Consider the following 23,246-nt stretch of genomic DNA (forward strand, 5'->3'; position numbering starts at 1 on the left):
TCCTTGACCTGTGGGGCTGTCTGGGTTGTCGACATTTCCATCTCCTTTGCCAAGAGGTTGAGGAAATCCCGTTTTAGCTAAGCGGGTCTCGCTCGGGTAGTCCCACATAGCATCTTTATGGCATCCACATGAACGGCTGGTGATGGCCGACTCCCGTCTTATAGCGGTCGAAGGGAATCGCGAACTCTGGCATATACGGGAGCGAACTCGGCGCTGCATTCAGCGAGATACGAGAAGGTCAACGTGCTCTAACAGCACCTTGAGGCTCGCCGTCGACAAAGTAGCGGCGAGTGCCGGCCGGCCCGCACAGTTCGAGCCCAGAGGCGCGCTCAATCGTCCTCGTCGTCTTCCAGCGCTACCGCCTCCTCCGGCACGCACTTCTCGTAAGTGAAGGCGTTGCCGTTCGCGTAGCGCGCGATCAGGTAGATGCGTTCGATCTTCTCTTCGCCGAACTCCAGAAGGCAGTCGCAGAACGCCATGCCCTGGCGCTGCACGGAGGCCAGCAGCTTCTGGCCCGGCTCCTTCTTCTTGCGCCGGCTGATCGTCGAATCCGCCAGCAGCGGTAGGTAGTGGTGCACGCCCGCTTGGCTCTTGAAGGTGACGGTGAGGTCCAACTCCGACACCAGGCCGCCGCCCAACTTCCTCATGTCCTTGATGAGCTGGCTGTAGGCGTTCTGAATGAGCGCCAGCAGCTCGCCCGACGGGGCCTGGAGTTTCGGGTCGAGCTTTTTCGGGGTCGCAGGCTGCTTCATGGTGATCTTTCAGTGGCGGACGGGGCTCGATGCTGCGGATCGGCTTGGGTCGCTGCTGCCGCGGGCGCTGTCCTGGGTCAATACAAGGGCCGCGTCGCATCGGGAATCACTGCTGTGGCGGCGGATTTCACCTAGCCGGGAGGGCGCCCGCTCCTCCGAGCTGGGGAGGGTGGCGTGCGGGCTCGGGGCCGTGCATCCATTATTGATGCCGGCCGGGCCGGAAAGCGCTTGGGCCTGTGGATAAGGCTGTGAACAAGCTGAGGAAAAGTGGGGCTTTTTGAGGCTGCTTTCGTCAGTTTCGAATCGCGTTGTTCGGGTGGTAACGGAGCGCTACAAGGCCTTGACGGGCGCCGAAACCAGGGGGTCCGCGCCGTTGGTAGGACCCATGCGGTTGGCATATCTGGGATGGCGCACAAGTTCTTGCGAGCTTGTGAGCGTCCGGTCATGGCCGAGGCTGTGTGGAAACATCTTTGATGGTCGCCTATATAGAGCCAACCCGTCTGAGCGAGGTGGCCCATGAAGCGATTCATCGAAGGCGAGGACCGTCAGCAGGTCACTCTGCTGCCAGAGTGCCTTGACGACTATATCGGTGAAGATAACCCGGTGCGAGTCGTCGATGCTTTCGTCGAGGAGTTGGATCTCTATGCACTGGGCTTCGAAGGCGTCGATCCCGCGGCAACCGGTCGCCCTTCGTACCACCCAGCCGTCCTTCTGAAGCTGTACATCTACGGCTACCTCAATCGCATCCAGTCGAGCCGGCGCCTTGAGCGCGAAGCGCAACGCAACGTTGAACTGATGTGGCTGACGGGCCGGCTGGCGCCGGACTTCAAGACCATCGCCGACTTCCGCCACGACAACGCAACAGGCATCCGCAACGTCTGCCGACGCTTCATCGGCATGTGCCGCGAACTCAAGCTGTTCTCTCAAGCCATCGTGGCCGTCGATGGGAGCAAATTCAAGGCCGTCAACAGTCGCGATCGCAACTTCACGGCTGGCAAGATCGACAGGCGCAAGCAGCAGATCGAGCAGAGTATCCAGCGCTACCTCGACGCCATGGAGACCGCCGATCGCACGCAGGCCGCAGAGGTCGAGGCTAAGACCGAGCGACTGACGGACAAGATCAAGAAGCTGCGCGAGCAGATGCGCCAGCTCGACAAAACCAAGGAACAGCTGAAGCACGAGCCCGACGAGCAGCTCTCGACCACCGATCCCGACGCGCGCTCGATGAACTCCCAGGCCAAGGGCTCGGGCCTGGTGGCTACAACGTGCAGACGGCGGTCGATGCCAAGCACCACCTGATCGTCTCGCACGAAGTGACGAACGCTGGCAACGACCGTGCTCAGTTGAGCAAGATGGCGAAGGCCGCGCGCGAGGCGATGGGCAAGGACAAGCTGAAAGCCTTCGCCGACCGCGGCTACTTCAGCGGCCCGGAGCTCAAGGTGTGCGAGGACGCCGGCATCACGACCTTCGTGCCCAAGCCGATGACATCGAACGCCAAGGCTGAGGGCCGATTCGACAAGAGCGACTTCATCTATATCGCGAAGGATGACGAGTACCAGTGCCCGGCGGGCGAGCGGGCGATCCACCGCTTCGAGACGATCGAGGACAAGCTCGATGTGCATGTTTATTGGAGCAGCAACTGTCCCCGGTGCACGCTGAAGGACCAATGCACGACCAGCAAGTACCGGCGCATCCGCCGATGGGAGCATGAAGCTGTGCTGGAGCGCGTTCAGCAACGTCTGGATCGCAACCCTGACGCAATGACGCTGCGAAGAAGCACCGTGGAGCACGTGTTCGGCACGCTCAAGCACTGGATGGGATCAACCCACTTCCTGACCAAGACGCTGACGCACGTCAGCACCGAGATGAGCCTGCACGTCAGTGCGCTCGCGCGCATGCAGCATGAGGTGCAGGGCTTGCACGCCCTGCACGGATAGAAGTTCGTCCGAGCACTGGCTCGAACGCTCGCCATACCCCGACCTTGGATCAGGATGCATCACCCATGCCACGCCACTGCCTCACCCGCTCAGCAACACGCAGGTGCCGCCATGAACTACCGCCCATCGATTCGTTGATCAAAAAGGCTTGACAAACAAGTCCTCATAGAAGCAGCCGCTCGACGCCGCCCACGACCCAGAGCAGCCTCAAGGTTCAGCGCCCGAAAGCTGACCGTGGACGACTTGCCCGCTGCTGTGCCTTCACGCGCGCTGCATCACCTGCAGCTCGACGATCGCAGCAATGATCTTCAACTCGCCGCCGTAGTCCACCGCAGCGCCGGCGCACCATGAAGTCATCGTCGCCGAGTTCGTCGGCTCAGGGGGCATCGGATTGAAGGGCTTGCCCATTGCTTTGCGTACCGGTAAGTTGGGAACCCCGCCGCACACAAGCGGCATTTGATCATGTCAGGACCAACACCATGGCAGAAGATCCACTAGCTGGCCTCAAAGCCACGCTCCGCGGAGCGCTGATCACACGGGACGACAAGGACGCTTTCACCGCTGCGCGCTTGCGCGGGTGGAACCGGGACCTGAACTCGCGAGCGAACCCGCTGGGCTTCGCCGTCGTCTCGGGTGTGCGGGACATCGTGACGACGGTTGACTACTGTCGCTCGAACAAGATCCCGATCGCGGTGCGAGGAAAGGGCGCGCATTCGCCCTACGGCATGGCCAACGACGCCGTGGTGATCGACCTGATGAAGATGACCGCCGTCAGGGTCGACCCCGAGAAGAAGCTGGCGTTCATCCAGGCGGGTGCCGATGGGGGCGACATCGATCATGAGACGGCCCTGCACAACCTGGTATGTGTGACCGGCTCGGTCTCCCACACCGGATTCGCGGGGGTCGCGCTCGGAGGCGGCCTGGGTCACCTGAGCCGCTGGTTGGGGCCGGTCGTCGACAGCATCGTCGGCTACGAGATGGTCACCGCCGCGGGACAGGTCGTCCGCGTGAACGCGGCCACGCACCCGGAGCTGTTCTGGGGCATGCGCGGCAACGGAGCCAGCTTCGGCATCGTCACCGAATTCGTCGTCCAGCTGCGCGACATGCCCAATGGCGGAATCATCCGCAGCGCCCCGATCTTGTGGCCGGTGGACCGGGCGAGGGACGTGATGGCGTCATGGATGGGGCGGATCGCCCGGGCCGACCGCAAGGACACGGAAACGCTTCAGTTCGTGTTGATGCACGCCCCTGATGGTCAACCGGTGTGCGGTGTGGTCCCGCTGATCGTCGGCGAGACCGAAGACGCGGCCAAGGCCGCATGCGACGAGTTGGCGGCGTTCGGCGGCGGGGCCCTGGTGCGGCAGGACGCGCAGCTGCCCTACACGGCCCTTCAGGCGGCGCTGGACGGATGCTTCCCCTTCAACGCCAACTACTGGGACAAGGGCGTGTTCATCGACTGGGATCCCCGCGACTCCGGCGCGTTGAACAGCATCGTGGATGGGGTCGTGAAGCACTGGAGCGAACAGCCCGAGTTTGCCTCGAAGCTTTCCACGTTCATCCTCTTCATGGAGGTCAATGGAGCGGTGGGCAGGGCTGATCCGGCCTCCACTTCATTTGCAGGTCGCCAGGGGCGCCTCTGGTGCTCCTGCATCACCAGCTGGGCGGACGACGACGTCTCGAAACGAGCGGCGAGCAAGAAGTGGTGCGACGCGTTCGTGGCGAAGCTGAGCCGCTTTCATGTGACCACGTATTTGAACAACGCCATGCCGGAGAGCGAAGCGGAAATGCTGGGCGTGTTCCCGCAGGACACCATGAAACGGTTGCGGGCTCTGAAGGAAAAGCACGATCCCGACAACGTCTTCAAGGTGGGTGCATGGCAGTATGAAGCCAACAAGTAGCTGGCACTCGGCAGCACCACGAGTCGAGCCGGTCTTGCCGGGTATGCGTAGTTGAGCTGCCTGCCAAATTCTGGACGACTTCTGAACCGCTAAGTTTCGACCTTCCCGGGCCACCTCCGGGAGGGGAGAGATGGCAGTGAAGAAGTCGAAGTTCTCGGAGACCCAAGTCGCGGCGGCCCTACGCGAGCGCGAGCGGGCCCGTCGGGCAGGTCAGCTGGGCCGCAAGCGCAGGTCCTCGTCGATGCGCTCAATCGCCGGGGCATCGAAGATGGCGGCGATCATCCCTTGTCGGTCGCCAAGCCGTCGGTCGCGACCGGCAGTTGGTGGCCGTCAGTAACTTTGACGAAGGTCAGCTTCTCTTGATACTGAAAGACCGCAACGGGCCCGGACTGCCACTTCCGCGGCCTGACGAGCGGACGCTCGATCGGCCTTCGATAGCGGGATCGCGCTGCCACTTGAGCGCCCTCGACCGTCTATGTCTGCACCGCTTCGGAACCGGTCGCCGATTCTGAAATTTCGGCGGCACCTGAATGACTGAAATCGGCATCACAGCGTGAGTTCGCCTAGCGGCCGCGAGAGACAGGAACCGCTGCAGATCGGCCATCGCTTCGAATTAGCTTAGCTTAGCTTAGCTATTAATAGTTGATCGTTCATATCAGACTGTTGATGAAGCTGCCTACAGCCAGGCGATCCTGCTCATGCCGGCGCGGTTTCGAGAGTGCTGAGACCGCGATCTCCGCTACAAAACACGCCATGCCGCACAAGGATGAAGCATCGAATCGACGTCCGCCTCAAGGCGATGCGACGCATCGCGACGATTTGGTCGCTTTGCGCCAAACGGACCCTGAGATGGTGGCGGAGGGCGGCGACCTGGTGGAGCGCGGCATTCGGCAGTGGCAGCGCGAGAGGCCAGATATCGACAGCAGCGGCAAGGCCGTGGTTGGACGGTTGCTGCGGCTGGAAGAAGTGGTGCTGCGCACGCTCAATCTCGTGCTGGAGCCTTTTGGTCTGAAGTACCAGGAGTACGCGGTGCTGGCCACGCTGCGCGTGGCGGGTGCGCCCTACAGGCTGTCGCCCTCGCGCCTGCAGGCCACATTGCTGTTCACCTCGGGCGGGCTGTCAAACCTCTTGAAACGGCTGGAGAGGGAGGGCTGGATCAAGCGGTCGATCGATCCGAACGACGGCCGCGGAGTTCTGGTCAAGCTCACGCCCAAGGGGGTTCGTCTGGCCGACGAAGCGATGCCTCGGCATGCCGCGGCGGAGTTGCATCTGTTGCGGATGTTCGATGCGTCGCAGCGCGATACGCTATCGAAGCTGCTCAGCCAGATGATGACCGGCAATGCGCCAGAGTTGGGTCCTGAACCCGGCGCCCCGACCTTCCGCCGATCGCCTTGAATCCGAGCTGCGTCCGCCGCGACAGAGAGCGAGCCACGAGGAACTTCGGCAGTCTCGTCGCTCCTGAAGAGCGCTTGGCAGACCTGAGAGGCTCCCAATTGGCACCGAGCTTCGCATCCTGAAGAGAGGGAATCAGAACGAACCCGAGTGACTCGGCAAGATGTCACGAATTGCGGCACCCACTTGACGGTTCGATCAGGCAGGAGCCTCAACGTAGCGGCGTGTCCATGCTCGTACTTCGTTGGATCGACTCTGAACAGCTTCCCGTCGTGATCGGACGCGGCAGTGATGTCGCCTGCGTTCGCAGGGTAGCTACAGACGACCTATGGACGCTCACTGCCGTCGGGCTACTGTTTGCTCCGGCTTGCCTGCCGGCGATCAAGGCAACTTTGCCCGGAAGCTTTGTTGAGGTTGACCGGTCTATGGCGCAGGTCAACTACTGGGTGCTGGTGACCCACGCCCGGCTGCGTATTGTCAAGGCACCCCTGGCGCCAGCACCTGCTGCATCGCCAGGCGGATCTGCGGCAGACGCTCCAGCGCCGTGCGTCGGCCACAATCGACCATGGCTTCGGCCGCCGCAAAGTTGAAGCCTTCGCCGACCGGGATCGGAACGGTCAGCGACAGGTCGGCGCGATCGGCCTGGGCGGCGGCGTCCCACCAGCCCTGCAAGCGCCAGGCACCGCCCATCGCGGCGCGCAGGCCGAACGGGCGACGCAGTCGCTGTTCGAAGCGATCGGCGGCGCGCGCAGCATCGGGGGGCGCCTCGGGATAGGTGGGTCGGACCAGCGCGGCGAGCCTGAAGCCGCAGCCGCGCGCGGCGAGCAGGTCGACCGGCAGGCGCGACACGACCGCACCGTCGACGAGTACCGAGTCGCCGAGCCGGACCGCGGCGAACACCCCCGGGATCGCCGCCGTGGCCCGTGCCGCCGGCGCCACGGCGCCGCTGTCGAGCACGGCACGCTTGCCCATCGTCAGGTCGGCCGCGACGACCGCGACCGGCAACCGCAACTGCGCAAACGTGGCATCGCCATACAGCTCGCGGGTGAGCGTCGTCATGCGCGATGCGGAGATGAGCGAGGCGCGTGGCAGCCATTGCATGCCCCTGGCGCGCGCGAAGTCCGCGACCACGCGCAGGACGTTCTCGGTCGCCGCGCGCGCGCTGCCGAATCGGGCAAAGGCCAGTGCCACGGCACCCCCCATGCTCGAGCCGCAAAGGAAGTCGATCGGCAGCCCGTCGCTTTCCAGGACCTCGAGCACCCCCAGGTGCGCCAGCCCGGCAGCCGCGCCCACGCTCATGGCCACGCCCACCTCCCGGCCGCAAAGCCGCCGCACGAGGTGATCGAGCGCCGGCTGGCGCGCCCGCGACCACTCGCCGCCCGATGCCGCAGCGTCGATCTCGTCGCGCGGCACCGCGTGGCACCAGCGCTGCAGTGCCGCCGCCCCGGAGAGCGCACCCGGGCGCCAGACGACAGGGGCGGCGTGCGTATCCGGGAGGCGGCGCAGATCGTCTGCGGTGACCAGCAACGCGTCATCGGCATCGAGCTCCGCCAGCAACGCCGCGCTGCCGGCCTGGCCGGTACCGAGCAGCAGCACTGCGTCGCTCGGCCCAACGTCCCGCCAGCGGCGAATGCGCTGCGCGCCGCTTGCCGCGTCGTCGTGCGACTCGTCGTGCTCGGAGCCGGGCGCGTAGTGCTGCAAACCGCGGGCAAGCGCCGCCAGCAGGATCGGGGCGCCTTCCTCCTCCGTCGGCACCAGCACGACGCGCGGCCGCGCCGCCGGCGCACGGCGCGTCCGCTCGCGAAGGCGCAGCCCCAGCAAGGTCGCGACGTTGCGGAAGAACGCGACCTCCTGCGCCATCGCCTCTAAGAGAACGGGGGCCGAGAGGACCCAGGTTCGCACATCGCGCTGGGCGACGACGTTGGCCGAGACCGGATCGCCGGTCAGCGCCGACAGCTCGCCGAAGCACTGGGGCGGCAACAGCAGTAGCCGCCGGCCACCCCCGGCCAGCTCGACGCGCACAGCGCCGTCGATCAGCCCGAACAGCTCGGCCGACGGCACGCCGGCGCGCAGGATGATGTCGCCCGCTTCGAAGCGACGCGTTTGCAGGTATCGTTCAAGGGAGGCGAGCGCCTCGGACGAAATGCCGGCGAACAGCGGGTGCAGGGCGAGCGCAGGCGTCATCGCGCCAGGCCGGGCACCAGGGCGTCCCGGCGCGCGACGTTCTCGATCGGCAGGGCAATCGGCGCGGCGAGCACGCCGAGCAGCAGGAACCCGCAACCTTCGGCGAGGACTGCGAGCGCCTCGGCCGGAAGCGTCCGGCGGCTGCAAAGGGGCGGCGGTTCGGCGAGCATGGCCGCCAGTATGCCGCGGCGCGAGGGCGCCTCGGTGATCGGGTCGGGCGTGCCGTGGGGCAAAATCGTTCGTCCCATCCGCCACGCGTGCAACCCGCCGGCCTTCGGATTCCCGGCGGTTCGACGGGTGGTCCGCAGCGCGCCCGACACCCATGCCGAAGATCGCCAAATCCGCCATCGTCGTCCCGACCAAGCTCGACCCCGCCGCGCGGCAAGAGTTCATCGATGCGCTCTACAAGGTCCATTGCGAGGTGTTTGACGGCGTCAGCCGCGACTCGTTCGCGAAGTACGTGGTCGAGTCCCCGGCCGAGCACACCTGGATCAACGTGCACCGCAACCACGCAGGCGAGATCGTCGGCTACTTCGCGCTGCACATCTTCGAGCGTGAACTGGCCGGCAAGGCGAGCGCCATCTTTCGTGCCGAGGCCGGTATGCTGCGCGCTTACCGGGGTGGCAATACCAACACACGCTTCGGCCTCAAGCTCGGCGTGCCTTACCTGCTGCGCTACCCCGGGCGGCGCGTCTACTACCTCGGCTCGCTGGTGCACCCTTCGAGCTATTGCCTGTTTGCCAAGCACTTCGACGTGATCTGGCCGAGCACCCGGCATCCGCCGCCGCCGGCCGTGGTCGACGTCATGGACGAGTTGGCGAACTCGTTCGGCCTCGAGCGCGTGACCTCCGACAACCCGCTTACTCGCCAGGTGCACTGGATCACGCGCGACTCCGAGGTCGAGCGCTACTACTGGCGCCAATGCGACAAGCCCGCGGCGCGCTTCTTCATCGAGGCCAACCCCGGCTACGGCAAAGGCGACGGACTCGTCACCCTCGTCAGGATCGACCCGCACAACCTCTGGCACATGATCTCGACCTTCTTCGCCGAGCGCTACGCGCGGCGCAGGGAGGGATTGACGGCGATGCTGTACCGCCTGCCCATCGGCGGCCAGTTGCTGCGCCCGGCCGAGGTCGTCCGGCGCCTCGAGGCGACCGCACTGTTCGGCTCATTCGACGCATCCAGCCTGGCCACGCTGGCACGCAGCGCGCAAATCGTTGCGCTTCCCGCGGGAAGGACCGTCTTTCGTGCCGGCGACCCCGGCGACGAGCTCTACGTGATTGCGCGCGGCGCCGTCTATGTGCTGGCCGATCGCGAGGGCGCAGGCGAAGGCGAAGACGCCATCATCGACGAGCTGGCCAGCGGCGACATGTTCGGCGAGATCGCCATGCTCAGCGGCGAACGGCGCAGTGCCACGCTGCGCACCGCCACCGCCACGCTGCTCATCCAGATTTCGCGCGCGGCGTTGTTCTCCATCCTCGAAGCGCACCCGAAACTGAGCGAGATCCTCTGGAAGAACTTCGCGGCGCGGCGCTTCGACGACTGCGTGCGTGGCCTGCCGACGTGGAAGACGATGGAGCGCGCGGCGCGGCTGGCGGTCGTCGACGCGGGGCAGCACCGGCCGCTGGCCGCCGGCGAGCGCGCCGAGGTGAGCGCCGGCGAGCTCTTGCTCGTGCTGCTGGGCACCGTGCAGGTCGAGCAGGTTGGCACATCGACCGTCGTGCGCGCGCCCGCCCTCTTCGATACGAAGCAGGCGATGGCAGTGACGGCCATTGGCGCGGCGCGCATCGTGCGCATCGCGCGTTGATGAACCTCGGATTCAAGGGACCCTGGCCGGGGCCGGCTACAAGTCGTTCTCGGACACGAACAACGATTGCAGCCACAGCGAAATGCCTTGCCATAGGCTCGCGTGCGGCTCGTCGTGCCGCACCTGCGTCTTGCCGCTGTCGTCGCGCAGATGCCATTCGACCGTCTGGCCGTCTTCACCAAGCTGGAGCCGGTACATGCTGGCGAAGGCATCGGCGCGCAGCAGGCCGAGCGCCTGACGCGTGAGCGCCGCGCAGTCGATGGTGACGCCCAACTCGGTGTTCAGCACCGCCGAGCGAAGATCGAGGTTGACCGAGCCCACCACCATCCAGCGCCGGTCCACGCCCACCACCTTGGCGTGCAGGCGCGGCGTGGATTTGCCGAAGACCCCGAAGGTGTTCGACCGCTGGACCAGTTCGGGACCGAACTCGTACAGCTGCACGCCCAGCCGCAGCATGTCGGCGCGGTAGCGTGAGTAGGCGCGGTACACCAGGGGCTCGTCGGTGGAGCCGAGCGAGTTGGTGACGATCAGCACACGCGTGCCGCGCTTTTGGGCCTCGCCCATCATGCGCAGGCCGACCGGGCCGGGCAGGAAGTAAGGATTGACGACGACCACTTCCTCGCGCGCGGCGGCGATCACGTCGAGCTTGGCGCGCATCGCCGGGCTGGCCTTGTTCGTGTCCACGGGTTGGAGCACCTTGTCGGGCGGGTCGTCGTGCACGCGGGCACTGCCGGCCAGCAGTTGCAACCGACCCTGCGCGAGCTGCACGCGGACCGTGCTCTGGCGCAGGTAGTCCAGCGGTGGCACGACCGGCGGTGGGCCGGCGAATTCTTTCAGCCGCAGGTCGAAGTCGGCGCGCCGCTCGGCGGGTTTCGAGGCGCGTTCCAAAGCGTGCAGCCTCTGCTCCAGCGCCCACACCTGTTCGCTGTTCCAGTAGCGGTCGAAGCTCGCCGAGAGGTCGCGCACGACGGCGCCTGCGGAGAGGACGTCGAGGTCGATGAAGTTGGCCTCGCCGTGGCGCGTGAAATATTCGTCGGCGATGTTGCGCCCGCCATAGACGGCGAACTGGTTGTCGGCGACGAAGAGCTTGTTGTGCATGCGACGGTTGACGCGCGTGAACTCGTGCAGCGACAGCAGCAAGCGACGGATCGGCGTGCCGTAGCGCTCCGGCAGCGGGTTGAAGAGGCGCACTTCGACGTTCGGGAACGCGGCCAGCCCTCGCAGCGCGGGGTACAGATCGCCAGCGTGGTAGTCGTCCACCAGCAGCCGCACGCGCACGCCGCGCACCGCGGCATCGCGCAGCGCCGCCAGAAACGCTGCGCCGGCGGTATCGGCATGGATGTGGTAGTACTGCGCGTCGATCGAGCGTGTGGCCGCCTCGGCCAGCGCGAGGCGCGCATCGAAGGCCATTTCGCCGCTGGGCAACAGCCTGAAGCCCGAGCTGCCGCCGGGTGCGTCAGCCAGGCTCGTCGCAGCAATGCGCCCGAGGGGCGTGCCGCCGCCATCGGCGATGGCGCTGCTGGTCGGCGGCGCGATGCGCGGCGGCAGCGTTGTGCAGCCGGCGAGCAGCAGCACGAAGAGGGCGGTCAACCAGCGTCTCATGGCTTCGGTTCCGAACCGCATCGCCTGGAAGCGAGCGTTCGCCGCAATTCTGACGCCATCCACAGGGCAGCGGAAGGTCCTGCTTGTCCAAGCAGCCCGCACGCACCCCATGCCGCCCGCGATCTCGAACCCGCGCGCGTCGATTGCCGCACCCATCCTGCGCCTGGCAGCGGCCGCAGAATTGCTGCGGCGCCAAACCGGTGCCGGATCCGCCAAACCATGTTCTCCTCAACCTTGACCCGCGGTGCCCGCATTCGGAGCTTGGCCGTGCTCGGCACGTTCGTTGCCGCGATCGTCTTCTTTGGCAGCGAACGCCTGATGCGCGACGAACTGCCGCGCCTGATTCCAGGAGGCGAACTGAGCGCTGTGCGCGCGCCGCGGATGCGTGTGCGCACGCGCATGCTCGTGGCATTCCAGCTGCTCGGGTTGCTGCCGCTGGCGGTGCTGTCGATGGCAGCGCTGACGCGCGCCGACGCGCTACGGACCGCCGACGCGGCGACAGCGGCGGCGATCATCCACAACCTCAATCTTGTGATCATCGTGCTCGCACTTGGCGGGGTCGTGGTTTCGGTCGCCTTGGCCCTGCTGGTCGCGGCAAGCGTGGCACGACCGCTGAGCGAGGTGCAGGCAGCCATGGCGCAAGTGCAGCGCGGTGGGCTGGACGCGCGCTGCGGGGTGGTCTCAAACGACGAGATCGGCGCCGTTGCCGAAGGTTTCAACGCCATGGTCCGGGGCCTGCGCGAACGCGAGGGGCGATCCGCGAGACATTTGGCATTTGAACTTGCTGCTGCGGAACGACACTGGACCTTCGTGGAACGCGGCACTTAACTTTCGGGCGCCACCGCTTCTTCAGTTCAGTTCGATGCGGGCGTCCTTGATCACCTTGTCCCAGATGACCGATTCCTTGCGCACGAGGTTGCGCAGTTCTTCAGGCGACGCCAGTGCGATGTCCACGCCCTGCTCGTCGAAGCGATGGGCCAGCGTGGGATTGCGCGCCGCAATCTGCATGGCTTCGTACAGCTTGGCGATAGGGGCTGCAGGGGTGCGCGCGGGCGCAAAGATGGCATTCCAGGTGCTGTAGGTGAAGCCCGGGACGGTCTGGGAAATCAGAGGCAGGCCCTTCAGCGGGCTGGCCTTGCTCGGTGCGGTGATGCCGATGGCTCGTATCCCCCCACGCGAAATCAAGCCGGTGAACGAAGGCATGGTGCCGAAGATCGCCTGGATCTGGCCCGACATCAGGTCGGTGTTGACCTGCGCTGCCCCCTTGTACGGAATGTGCGTAACCTTGATGCCGGCCATCCTGGCGAACAGTTCGGTGCCCAGGTGGGCGAGGCCCCCAACCCCGGCAGAGGCGAAGTTCAGCTCGCCCGGGTGGGCCTTGGCATAGGCGATCAGGTCCGCGACCGATTTGAAGGGCGCGTTGCCGTTCACCACGAGCACATGCGGCGCGGATGCGACCAAGCCAACCGGCGCCACCTGGCTCAGGATGTCGACGCGGTTCTTGCTCAGCAGGGGCTGCGCCGTGATGTTGCCGGACGCGCAGAACATCACGGTGTAGCCATCGGGTGCAGCGCGCGCCACCGTGTTGAGCGCCGGCACGCCCGCGCCGCCGCCCATGTTCTCGATGACGAAGGACTGGCCCAGGCTTTGCGTCATCGCTTGGCCCAGATCGCGTCCCAGGACATCGGTTGCGCCGCCAGCGGCGAACGGGATGATCATCCGGATCGGTTTGCTCGGATAGCTTGCCTGCGCCCTGGCGGCCAGGGGCAGCAGTGCGGCCGCGCTGAGCACGCGGCGTCGGCTGAAATGCATGGGAATGTTCACGGCCTCGTCTCTGTCTGGAGTTGTCAGGGCCGGGATGATGGTGCGAGTTGCAAGCCGGGACAACGTGTTACGACAGGCGTAACAGCTACCATCCGGCCATGGCCCAAAGTACCCGCAGTCGTAACTCCCCAGCCGCGCCAGCTGTCCGCCCGCCGTCGAAGAGCCTGGCCGGCACCGGGCAAGCGCCGGGACGCGACCACATCCAGGCGGTGATCCGTGCCATGTCATTGCTCCAGGCCTTTGATAGCGCGGACGAGGTGTTCCTGACCTTGACCGAGATGGCGCGACGTACCGGCATGCACAAACCCACCGCGCTGCGGCTCGCGCGAACGCTGGCACTGACGCGCTTTTTGGTGCAGCGCGAGGACAGCGCCTGGCGATTGGGGCCGTTCGCTGGCTGGATCGGATCGCGCTATCAGGCGCAGTTCGACGTGGGCTCGGTCATCGAGCCCATCCTGCTCCGGCTGGCAGCGGAAACCGGCGAAAGCTCTTCGTTCTACGTGCACGAAGGCAATCTGCGCAGCTGCCTCATGCGCTGCGACGGACCGAACGCAAGGCCGGACCACCCGCGCTCGGGCGAACTGCTGCCTTTGGAATTGGGTGCACCGGGCCGCGCCATCTTGGCCGCCCTGGGCGAGCCAGGCGATCTGTACGAACGCATCCGGCGGCGTGGGTTCCATTACGCTCGAGCAGAGCGCTCCACGGGCGCAGCGGCCGTGGCGGCAGCGGTCCGGGGTGCCCACGGTGTGGTGCTGGGTGCGGTCAGCACTTCCGGGCCGGTGGAGCGGCTGACCACGCCGGTGCTGCGCCGGCTGGCGCCCATCACGATGGCCGCGGCACGGCAGCTGGGCATTGCGCTGGGAGGCGTTTCCGCGACCTCGCTGCGCGCCACATGGCACCCCTGACGTTACGCTCTGCGTAACAGATTGCCGGCAGGGGCCGACTGGATTCCAATCCGGGCGCTTCCTGCACGATTGCAGGTCCTCGACGGAATCCCATGACGACAAACCCACCGCGGAAACAACTCGGCCCCGCGCCCAATGCGCGCCGCCACCTGCCACTCAGGCTACGCAGCATTCTTTCCCTTGGCGATCTGGAGCCGGCCGCGCGCCGCATCCTGCCCCGCCCCATCTTCGGCTACCTGCAAGGCGGCGTTGAAGACAACGTGACCCTCCAGGCAAACGCTGCGGCGTTCCGCAAGTGGATGTTCCGCACCAATGTGCTGGTGGACGTATCCGAACGCGAGCAGAGCCGTCAGCTGATGGGCCAGACGTACAAGGCGCCGTTCGGCATCGCGCCCATGGGCCTGTGCGCGCTGTTCGCCTTCGACGGCGATGTCGTGATGGCGCGCGCGGCCGAGGCGGCCGGCATTCCCTACGTGCTTAGCGGCGCATCACTGACACGCATGGAACGCGTCGCTCAGGCGGCCCCCACCTGCGGCTGGTTCCAGGCCTACACCCCTGGCGAGCCCGAGCACATCGAAGGCCTGCTGGAGCGCGTCGACAAGGCAGGGTTCAAGACCCTGGTCGTGACGGTCGACACGGCCACGCTGGCCAATCGCGAGAACAACGTGCGGGTCGGCTTCTCCACGCCGCTGCGCCCCAGCCTGCGCCTGGCGTGGGACGGGATGACGCGGCCGCACTGGCTACTGGGCACCTTGGCCCGCACCTTGGCGCAGCACGGCATGCCGCACTTCGAGAACGCCGGTGCCGGGCGTGGTGTCCCCATCATCTCGCGCAGCGTGGTGCGGCAGTTCGGCCTGCGCGATCACCTGAGCTGGCAACATCTGGCATTGATCCGCCAACGCTGGCGCGGCAAGTTGGTGATCAAGGGGCTGATCTCCGCGACCGATGTGAAGCGCGCGGAACAGGCGGGCGCGGACGGCGTGATCCTGTCCAACCACGGCGGCCGGCAACTCGACGGCACCGCACCTCCCTTGCTGGTGTTGCCGGAGGCGGCCAAAGCCAAGGGCGCCATGGCGCTGATGCTGGATAGCGGCGTGCGGCGCGGCACTGATGTGCTCAAGGCACTCGCCCTGGGGGCGGACCATGTGTTCGTGGGGCGGCCCATGGCCTATGCAGCGGCCATAGGTGGGCAGGCCGGTGTCGCGCATGCTGTCGGGCTGCTGCGCGACGAAGTGCACCGCGACATGGCGCTGCTCGGCGTGCAGAGGCTGGCGGATCTGAACATGGAGCAATTGGTCGCCGTGTAGCGTAGACACTGCTTCGACCGCCTCATTCGCGCGGGCAACGAAACCGACGAGACCGGCTTTTGGCGGCTCGCCTGCGCACATGGGCAAGTCGAAACGGTATCCCGACTTGTCGGCTGCTCGCACCGCAGCCGGGGACGACGAAGCCAGCATCGCAGCGCAGATGTACATTGGTCGCCCGATGCACAACTAGCGGAACTCATGGCACGACCGAACGAGTGGGTGAAAAAGGTCCTGGTGCTGCTGCAGGCCGGCAACACTACGGCGGCGATCGCTCAAATCAAGGTGGCGCCGAGCGCGAAGGACGTGCGCGCGCTGCAGTCCGCGCTGGAGGCCGGCAACCTGTCGGCGCGATGGCGCGACGTCAACGAGGCGATCCAGAACAGTTTCGACGCGCTCTCCGCGCCACGCCTGCACCGATCGCCTTAGCGGCACAGCCGGGGCCTGACAGCGACCGGGGGCCAAGCCATGGGGCGGTCGCAAGGTTGCCGCGCAGAGCGCGCGAAACGCGACTTTAGGGTTCCTCTATACAGGGGCCGCGTGTAGCAAGTGGGCAGGGGACAATGCACCATGAACTTCAAGAGGTCCCTGTTTAACGTGATCGAAGCCGACGCCGCGCTGTGCGACGGTCGCCGTCACCTACGGCCCGATGCTGGGCCGGTGCGCGCGGTGGCCGGCCGGTGAGAACGCCGGCACGACTGCAGCCACTGGTTGACGAAGGCCTCGTCGACACGGTGGTGCGCCAGCTGATGAGCGGCAAGGAAGCCATGGTCTACGTGGTGCGCTGTGGCGACGAGACGCGCTGCGCGAAGATCTACAAGGAAGCCAGCAAGCGCAGCTTCCGTCAGGCGGTCGATTACACCGAGAACCGCCGGGTCCGGAACTCGCGCGAGACGCGAGCGATGGCGAAAGGCACCCGCTTCGGCCGCGAAGTGACCGAAGCGGCCTGGCAAAGTGCCGAGGTCGATGCACTCTATCGCCTTGCCGCCGCCGGTGTGCGTGTGCCGGTGCCCCACAACTTCTGCGACGGCGTGTTGCTGATGGAACTGGTCACCGATGCCGACGGTGATGCGGCGCCGCGGCTGAACGACGTCGCCTTCACACCCGAACAGGCGCGCCTCCATCACGCGACCCTCCTGAAGGAAGTGATCCGCATGCTTTGCGCCGGTATCGTGCACGGTGACCTGTCGGAGTTCAATGTGCTGATGGCGGCCGACGGCCCGGTGATCATCGACCTGCCGCAGGCGGTGGACGCCGCGGGAAACAACCACGCCAAGCGCATGCTGCTGCGAGACGTCGACAACCTGCGCGGCTTCTTCGGGCAGTTCGCGACGGAACTGCTGGGCACGCACTACGGCGAAGAGATGTGGGCGCTCTACGCAAGCGGCGGACTGCGTCCCGAGTCGATGTTGACCGGCACCTACGTGAGTGCGAGCGGAGCCGTCGACCTGGGAAATGTCATGCGCGAGATCGACGATGCGCGGGCGGAGGAGGCGGCGCGCCGGCTTCGACTTTCCTCGGAGACCCGGGCCTAACAACCCTGCGGGCGGCGCGGCCGGGCTGCTGAACTGCGGGAGACTGCGCCGAATTTGGATGGCCTTAGCGCCGGCCTCAACTCCTTCGGTCTCGACGAGCACGTCGAACTCGCGCTCGGCTACACGCATGTTGAAGGGGCGACGTCGTGCATCCGTCCAAGCCGCGATGACCATGCACGGTGTGCGCGAGCTGCGGACGCCGTCAGAACTAGCCTCGACCATCGCCGGTGCGGTCGTGCACCCAGCGCACGGCCTGCTGTTCGGCATGCCGCCACGCCTCGGGCGCCGAGGCATACGGATCTGAGTCTTCCGGCAGTGCGATCTGCTCGGTGCCCGGCAGCCCTGTCAGATAGAGCGAAGAGTTCCGGATGCCTGGCGCAGCGCCCTGCGCGTCGATGGTCAAGAGATGGTGGGGCACATCGGTCTTCGCTGAAAGCTTGACCATCCCACCTCGAAACGGCCTTGGGCGGGGGGCGAGGCGTCGACTTGTGCAGGACGAGGGCGCATTTCGAGCAGTCTGGGGACATTTGCTTGCAGACGGCTGTCGCGGGCGGGTGCTCTCCGTTCGTCCTGCCTTGCATGCGGTCGGACCGGTTGGTTGCTTCGGCAGTCGCTTCGAATGTGAGCCGAAGAGCTCGCTGATTGCGAGCCGGAAGGATTCGGATTCCAACCCGCTACAGGTAGCTTTGATACTCGTCTCGCGCCTCAGTCTGGCCCGCATTCCGACCTTTGCCCCGCATCATTCCCGGACGTTGGTCCGCTTGAGTCGAGCACTCGGGATGTCTAGATCAATGCCCGCAGTCGGCGCTGGGCGCGGTCGAGTCCGACGACTAAGCGATTCTCGATACTTTCCGCCTCCGTGATTCGCTCGTCGAGCCATGCTGCATCCGTGCATCCGACTTGGGACATCTTCTGCATCATGACGCCGATGAGGGCGTTTTGATCCGTGATCAACCCATCCCAGAGGTCAATATCCGCCTGGGCGCCTTGTATTTCTACGTAGCTGGCCGTCATCGTTGTCTCCTGCGCGCTTGGCTGCATAGGCGTAGCGGCGTTAACTTGCGAATAGGCCGTGTCCGGACATACGGGGCAAGACCATCTTGCTCGTGAAAATCGCGACCAGACATAGCTTTCGCCTGGCGATCGGCAGGCCGCGTTTGAGGAGGCCATCGTTCGTTGGCCTCCTGCAAGGTCCAGTTGGCGAAGGGCCAGCACCACGGCGTTGCATGCGATGGCGTCGCCGGGCGCTCGCAACGGCGACTGCCTTGAAGCTACGTCGAATCGGCAACCATGAGGATTGTCTAGACCATGTCGAACCGGCCAAGGTTCATCACCTTGGTCCACGCCGCGATGAAGTCCTTCACGAACTTCTCCTGCGCGTCCGAACTGCCGTAGACCTCGGCCAGGGCGCGCAGCACTGAATTGGAGCCGATCGCCAGGTCCACGCGAGTCGCGGTTCCCTTGCGCTCGCCTGTCTTGCGTTCAACTCCCTCGTACAGGTTGTACTCGCCGGGCACAGCCTTCCAGGTCGTGTTCAGGTCGAGCAGGCGCACGAAGAACTCGTTGGTCAACGCGTGCTCCTTCTGGCTGAAGATGCCGTGCTTGGTGGCACCGACGTTGGCGCCCAGCGCGCGCATGCCGCCCACCAGCACCGTCATCTCGGGCGCTGTCAGCGTCAGCAGTTGGGCCTTGTCGATCAGTAGCGCGTCGGCGGGAACCGCATAGTCCTTCTTCAGGTAGTTGCGGAAGCCGTCGGCCACCGGCTCGAGCACCGCCATGGCTTGCACATCGGTCTGCTCCTGCGACGCGTCCATGCGGCCCGGGGTGAAGGGCACCGTCACGTTGTGACCGGTGTTCTTGGCCCCCTGCTCGACGCCGGCGCAGCCGGCCAGGACGATAAGGTCGGCCATCGAGACCTTCTTGCCGCCCGATTGTGCCTTGTTGAACTCGCCCTGGATTCCTTCCAGCGTCTTGAGCACCTTGGCCAGCTTGGTCGGCTCGTTGACTTCCCAGTCCTTTTGAGGCGCGAGGCGGATGCGGCCGCCGTCGGAGCCGCCCCGCATGTCGGAGCCGCGGAAGGTGGAGGCCGAGGCCCAGGCCGTCAACACCAGGTCGGACACCGACAGGCCCGAGGCCAGCACCTTGGCCTTGAGCGCCGCGATGTCCTTGTCGTCGATAAGGGGATGGTCGACCTTCGGAATCGGGTCTTGCCAGATCAGCTCTTCGGCGGGCACTTCCGGGCCGAGGTAGCGCGAGCGCGGGCCCATGTCGCGATGCGTCAGCTTGAACCAGGCACGCGCAAACGCGTCGGCAAGCTGCTCGGGGTGCTCGAGGAAGCGCCGCGAGATCTTTTCGTAGGCAGGGTCGATGCGCAGTGAAAGATCGGTGGTCAGCATGGTGGGCACGCGCTTCTTCGACTTGTCGTGGGCATCCGGAATGTCCGCCGCAGCGCCCTTGGCCTGCCACTGTCCCGCGCCGGCCGGGCTCTTGACCGGTTCCCACTCGAACTTGAACAGGTTCTCGAAGAAGTGGTTGCTCCACTGCGTCGGCGTCTGTGACCAGGTGACTTCCAGGCCGCTGCTGATCGCATCGCCGGCGATGCCGCTGGCGTGAGTGCTCTTCCAGCCCATGCCCATCTCCTCCAGGTCGGCCGCTTCCGGGGTCGAGCCGACGAGGTCTGCTGGGCCGGCGCCGTGGGTCTTGCCGAAGGTGTGGCCGCCGGCGATCAGGGCGACGGTTTCCTCGTCGTTCATCGCCATGCGGGCGAAGGTTTCGCGGATGTCCCTGGCCGCCGAGAGCGGGTCCGCGTTGCCGTTCGGGCCTTCCGGGTTGACGTAGATCAGGCCCATCTGCACTGCAGCGAGCGGGTTTTCCAGGTCGCGGTCGCCGGTGTAGCGCTTGTCCTCCAGCCACGTCGTCTCTTTGCCCCAGTAGACGTCCTGGTCGGGCTCCCAGGTGTCCGGACGGCCGCCGCCGAAGCCGAAGGTCTTGAAGCCCATCGATTCCAGGGCCACGTTGCCGGTCAGGATCATCAGGTCGGCCCACGAGATCTTGCGCCCGTACTTCTGTTTGATCGGCCACAACAGACGCCGAGCCTTATCGAGGTTGACGTTGTCGGGCCAGCTATTGAGGGGCGCAAAGCGTTGCTGGCCCCGGCCGCCGCCACCACGCCCGTCGCCGGTACGGTAGGTACCGGCGCTATGCCAGGCCATACGGATGAACAGAGGCCCGTAGTGGCCGAAGTCCGCCGGCCACCAGTCCTGTGAGTCCGTCATCAGCGCACGCAGATCCTTCTTCAGCGACTCGTAGTCGAGGCTCTTGAACTCCTTCGCGTAGTCGAAGTCCTTGCCCATCGGATCGGACTTGGAGGAATGTTGGTGAAGCAGGTCCACCCGCAACTGGTTGGGCCACCAGTCACGATTAACATTGCCGCGGCCCACCGCATGGTGGAAGGGGCACTTGGCTTCCGCTTGTATCTCGCTCATGGTGAATCTCCAGTTCTTTGATTCAGAACTACACATTCTGGATCCGCACGGACGAATAGGGCAAACGCTTTGCCTATGACGGTGATAGCGCATTGCCACGTTGACGGACCGCGGTCGCAACCATGGCAGGTAGGCGGGGTGGGGACTCAGAAGGCGGTGGACGGATTTTGGGCGCTGGCGGTGAAATCACGTCTGTCGCAACGAGGAGGTTGTAACGAGCGAAGGCGGCTGCGAGGCACTGGGCTCAAAACGCCAGGCTGTAGAACTGGTGGGCAGCGGCCGTGACTTGGCCTTTGGGATACGCCAACTGCCCCATGTTGACCATGTGCATGTCTTCGATGCCGGCGATGTCGATTCTCGGCAATCGCTGCATAGCCGCTGAGAGAAGCGCCCGCTTCGCTTCCACGCGTCCTTCTGTTCAATGCCATCAGCACCACTCCGTCGAAGCAGGGGGCGCGCTTCGGATCTCGAACGCGCAGCAGGCGGGCGGGTGCGGCCGGCTGGCCGCGAGCGCCCTGCGCCTTGGAAATCCAGGGCGGCGGAGCCTTTGCCATTCCGGCTGTGGAGGCTGGGGGCTCGATCTTGGCAGCGCCTGGGGCCTCCAGGGCAGGCGGGGCGAGATGGCGGTTGCACGGTGCCTCGCACGGGCGGCGCTGCGGGCTTGATATGCCTCATCGATCTCAAGGCCCTCAGCGATGCATGGCCTAGGTACCCACCAAGGAGCCGGCAGCTGCGTACACGGAGGTCCAGCCCTCCCACGTCAGGACACTGGCTACAAGGCTGATGGCCACGATGAAGAGGAACGCCAGCAGCCGTGTCCTCGAGCTGCGCGACTGAACAACTTCTGCCGAGGCCTGCCGACCGATCGGTTGCATCCGGTGCAGTAGGTGCCAAAGAAGGTTGTCTGGTCGGTCCGTGCGCGCCTCGGCGATGGGGCATGAATTTGTCGAGGGTGCTGTTCTTTCCCCGGGGGGCGAAGCTCCCTAAAGCAGGCCCCTTTCGGCCTATTTCCTTGACAAGCGGTCAGAAATCCCAGTTGACGGGTACCCAACGAAAGACGTCGCCGGCGACCGCCACCCGGCCGACGGACGGGAACGACAGGTGAGCGGCCACCAGCGGCTCGCGGGTCGCCGCCAGCTCCCGCAAGAGACGGACCCGGACGCGGACCGCCTCCTCGGGGTCGTGGTCGAAAGCGTTGTACCAGTCGGGTCGGTCGAAATGGTCCGGGAACACGGCATCGCCGAGGAACGTCAGCCGGTCGTCGCCGGACGCGAGGCGGACCACGCTGTGCCCGGGGGTGTGGCCGCCGGTGCGACAGACGACCACCCCCGGCGCCACCTCGTACTCCGCCTCGAACGGCCGCAGCTGGCTGCGGTACTCGTCCATGACCCGCCCGGCGGCCGACCGAAGCACGTCCGGCATCCGCGGCGGAAAAGAGTTGCGGGAGAAATCGGGCGACGCCCAGAACTCGGCCTCGGCGGCCGCCAGGTGGATCGGCACGTCCGGACGCAGCCTGCCCTTCAGCCCGTCGGCGAGCAGCCCGCCAACGTGGTCCACGTGCAGGTGGGTAAGCACCACGTCGGTCACGGATGCGGGATCGATGCCGGCGGCCTCCAGTCGCATGGCCAGACGCCCCCCGGCCCGCGGCAAGTCCGGGTACTCCGCCCCCATCCCAGCGTCGATGAGTACGGTCCGGCCGCCGCTACGCACCACGACCACGTTCAGCGGCCACTTGTACACGTCCGACGGCTGGAGCCTGTCGTCCAGCCAGGCCGCCAGGTCGGCCGGGGCGGCATTGGTGGCCAACGTCGTGGCTGGCAGCGGAAACACCCCATCGCTGATCACCAGCACGTCAATCTCGCCGACCCGCAGCGCGTAACGGGACGGAACCAGCTCGTCGCGCCTCTGGCTACCGGGGCGCAAGGTGTCATCTACAGAAAACATAGTGAAATCTCCAATAGACGGCCCGATTGCCCGGGCCACACCAGTCGGACGACTGGCAGCAAGTCTCCGTTCAACACCTCAGGGTTGTCGGGCACGGATCACGGCAGAAGGCCGTATGTGTTCCATCGTAGATAGGGAGGGGGCACGAGCGGTAGGCCTGCAAGCGGGCGCACAGTGGTGCCTGAGACGCACCAATCAGCACCATGAAGGAGGACTGAGCCCGAAGGCCGCAGAGATCATCCACTTCACGCCGACCTACAGTTCCTGGCTCAACCAGGTTGAGCGATGGTTCGCGCTGGTCACCGAGCGCGCCATCCGACGCAACTCGTTTATGGCCAGACCCGCCGCTGCGTGTTGTTTGGGGTCCCAGGAGGAACCGACACGTCTGTCGCACGCTTCGCGCAGATAGCCGGAACCCACCGACGCCGAGAACGGGGTTGACGGCTGGCGGCGGTCACGAGGCCGCGGGCTGGATGAAACCTTTTCAGTCGTGAAGCAGGTGTCCAGCGAGGGATCAATGTGTTTGCCGAACGCCGTCGCAGGATTACCCGAAAACAGCCGTTGGCGAACTTCGGCTCCTGGCCGCATTCTGTCCTTCCCGCTGAACCGAAGGGGGAGTAGGCGGCCTCCCGAGAGGACCCATGCGTTGCAACGCCCAGTAGCGCCAGCCGATACTG

Annotated in this window: 17 protein-coding genes and 2 pseudogenes; 9 read left to right on the top strand and 10 right to left on the bottom strand. The window is 65.8% G+C overall.

The genetic code is table 11. The annotated features are described in order from the left end of the window. Nucleotides 1-329: 329 nt before the first annotated feature. The gene (locus BLS74_RS02405) at nt 330-752 is read right to left on the bottom strand and encodes a hypothetical protein (RefSeq protein ID WP_093102695.1); all 423 of its coding nucleotides are present in this window, start codon (nt 750-752) and stop codon (nt 330-332) included. A gap of 516 nt (nt 753-1,268) precedes the next feature. Here BLS74_RS02405 and BLS74_RS02410 point away from each other — a divergent pair. The 3 genes and pseudogenes from BLS74_RS02410 to BLS74_RS02420 all read left to right on the top strand — a co-directional run bounded on the left by BLS74_RS02410 (nt 1,269) and on the right by BLS74_RS02420 (nt 5,982). Then, nucleotides 1,269-2,689: pseudogene (locus BLS74_RS02410) on the top strand (IS1182 family transposase). 479 nt (nt 2,690-3,168) lie between these two features. Further along, entirely contained in the window at nt 3,169-4,587 is a 1,419-nt protein-coding gene (locus BLS74_RS02415) for an FAD-binding oxidoreductase (RefSeq protein ID WP_093102696.1), read from the top strand. 753 nt (nt 4,588-5,340) lie between these two features. Continuing rightward, nucleotides 5,341-5,982, top strand: a complete 642-nt coding sequence (locus tag BLS74_RS02420) for a MarR family winged helix-turn-helix transcriptional regulator (RefSeq protein WP_212733611.1) — start codon at nt 5,341-5,343, stop codon at nt 5,980-5,982. A gap of 474 nt (nt 5,983-6,456) precedes the next feature. Here BLS74_RS02420 and BLS74_RS33615 read toward each other — a convergent pair whose 3' ends face one another. Together BLS74_RS33615 and BLS74_RS34255 are read right to left on the bottom strand one after the other, a co-directional pair. Next, nucleotides 6,457-8,163 (bottom strand): cyclic nucleotide-binding and patatin-like phospholipase domain-containing protein, encoded by a 1,707-nt coding sequence (locus tag BLS74_RS33615; RefSeq protein ID WP_170855475.1) that lies wholly within the window; start codon nt 8,161-8,163, stop codon nt 6,457-6,459. After that, on the bottom strand, nt 8,160-8,411 hold the full coding sequence (locus BLS74_RS34255) for a hypothetical protein (RefSeq protein ID WP_170855476.1): 252 nt from the start codon (nt 8,409-8,411) through the stop codon (nt 8,160-8,162). The genes BLS74_RS33615 and BLS74_RS34255 overlap by 4 nt, the downstream gene beginning before the upstream one ends. A 74-nt stretch (nt 8,412-8,485) precedes the next feature. Between BLS74_RS34255 and BLS74_RS02435 the strand changes: the two genes are divergently transcribed. Further along, complete coding sequence (locus BLS74_RS02435; RefSeq protein ID WP_093102701.1) at nt 8,486-9,970, top strand: cyclic nucleotide-binding domain-containing protein; 1,485 nt, start codon at nt 8,486-8,488, stop codon at nt 9,968-9,970. Between the two features lie 36 nt (nt 9,971-10,006). On the opposite strand, the gene BLS74_RS02440 is transcribed toward BLS74_RS02435, so the two are convergent. Beyond that, nucleotides 10,007-11,572 (bottom strand): phospholipase D-like domain-containing protein, encoded by a 1,566-nt coding sequence (locus BLS74_RS02440; protein WP_170855477.1) that lies wholly within the window; start codon nt 11,570-11,572, stop codon nt 10,007-10,009. A 219-nt stretch (nt 11,573-11,791) separates the two neighbouring features. Between BLS74_RS02440 and BLS74_RS34260 the strand changes: the two genes are divergently transcribed. After that, nucleotides 11,792-12,400: a HAMP domain-containing protein gene (locus tag BLS74_RS34260; protein WP_170855478.1), complete on the top strand. Its 609-nt coding sequence runs from the start codon at nt 11,792-11,794 to the stop codon at nt 12,398-12,400. 21 nt (nt 12,401-12,421) lie between these two features. Here BLS74_RS34260 and BLS74_RS02450 read toward each other — a convergent pair whose 3' ends face one another. Beyond that, on the bottom strand, nt 12,422-13,396 hold the full coding sequence (locus BLS74_RS02450) for a Bug family tripartite tricarboxylate transporter substrate binding protein (RefSeq protein WP_244503723.1): 975 nt from the start codon (nt 13,394-13,396) through the stop codon (nt 12,422-12,424). 98 nt (nt 13,397-13,494) lie between these two features. Between BLS74_RS02450 and BLS74_RS02455 the strand changes: the two genes are divergently transcribed. The 4 genes from BLS74_RS02455 (at nt 13,495) to BLS74_RS02470 (ending at nt 17,140) form a co-directional block, all read left to right on the top strand. Next, nucleotides 13,495-14,301, top strand: coding sequence for an IclR family transcriptional regulator (locus BLS74_RS02455; RefSeq protein ID WP_093102705.1), 807 nt, complete (start codon nt 13,495-13,497; stop codon nt 14,299-14,301). A 92-nt stretch (nt 14,302-14,393) separates the two neighbouring features. After that, on the top strand, nt 14,394-15,608 hold the full coding sequence (locus BLS74_RS02460) for an alpha-hydroxy acid oxidase (RefSeq protein WP_093102707.1): 1,215 nt from the start codon (nt 14,394-14,396) through the stop codon (nt 15,606-15,608). 219 nt (nt 15,609-15,827) lie between these two features. Then, nucleotides 15,828-16,034 (top strand): hypothetical protein, encoded by a 207-nt coding sequence (locus BLS74_RS02465; protein WP_244503724.1) that lies wholly within the window; start codon nt 15,828-15,830, stop codon nt 16,032-16,034. Between the two features lie 251 nt (nt 16,035-16,285). Further along, nucleotides 16,286-17,140 (top strand): PA4780 family RIO1-like protein kinase, encoded by an 855-nt coding sequence (locus BLS74_RS02470; protein WP_093102710.1) that lies wholly within the window; start codon nt 16,286-16,288, stop codon nt 17,138-17,140. A gap of 208 nt (nt 17,141-17,348) precedes the next feature. On the opposite strand, the gene BLS74_RS02475 is transcribed toward BLS74_RS02470, so the two are convergent. From BLS74_RS02475 to BLS74_RS02490, 5 genes and pseudogenes are all read right to left on the bottom strand, one after another. Further along, nucleotides 17,349-17,585: a hypothetical protein gene (locus tag BLS74_RS02475; RefSeq protein WP_093102711.1), complete on the bottom strand. Its 237-nt coding sequence runs from the start codon at nt 17,583-17,585 to the stop codon at nt 17,349-17,351. 338 nt (nt 17,586-17,923) lie between these two features. Then, the gene (locus tag BLS74_RS02480) at nt 17,924-18,154 is read right to left on the bottom strand and encodes a hypothetical protein (protein WP_093102713.1); all 231 of its coding nucleotides are present in this window, start codon (nt 18,152-18,154) and stop codon (nt 17,924-17,926) included. 287 nt (nt 18,155-18,441) lie between these two features. Beyond that, complete coding sequence (gene katG, locus BLS74_RS02485; RefSeq protein ID WP_093103238.1) at nt 18,442-20,616, bottom strand: catalase/peroxidase HPI; 2,175 nt, start codon at nt 20,614-20,616, stop codon at nt 18,442-18,444. A gap of 253 nt (nt 20,617-20,869) precedes the next feature. Further along, a pseudogene (locus tag BLS74_RS34265) lies at nt 20,870-20,983 on the bottom strand (IS6 family transposase); the annotation flags it as partial. A 665-nt stretch (nt 20,984-21,648) separates the two neighbouring features. After that, complete coding sequence (locus BLS74_RS02490) at nt 21,649-22,569, bottom strand: MBL fold metallo-hydrolase (protein WP_093102715.1); 921 nt, start codon at nt 22,567-22,569, stop codon at nt 21,649-21,651. Between the last annotated feature and the right edge of the window lie 677 nt (nt 22,570-23,246).

Origin of the sequence: Variovorax sp. CF079 (assembly GCF_900101545.1) — a bacterium.
Classification (GTDB): Bacteria; Pseudomonadota; Gammaproteobacteria; order Burkholderiales; family Burkholderiaceae_C; genus Variovorax.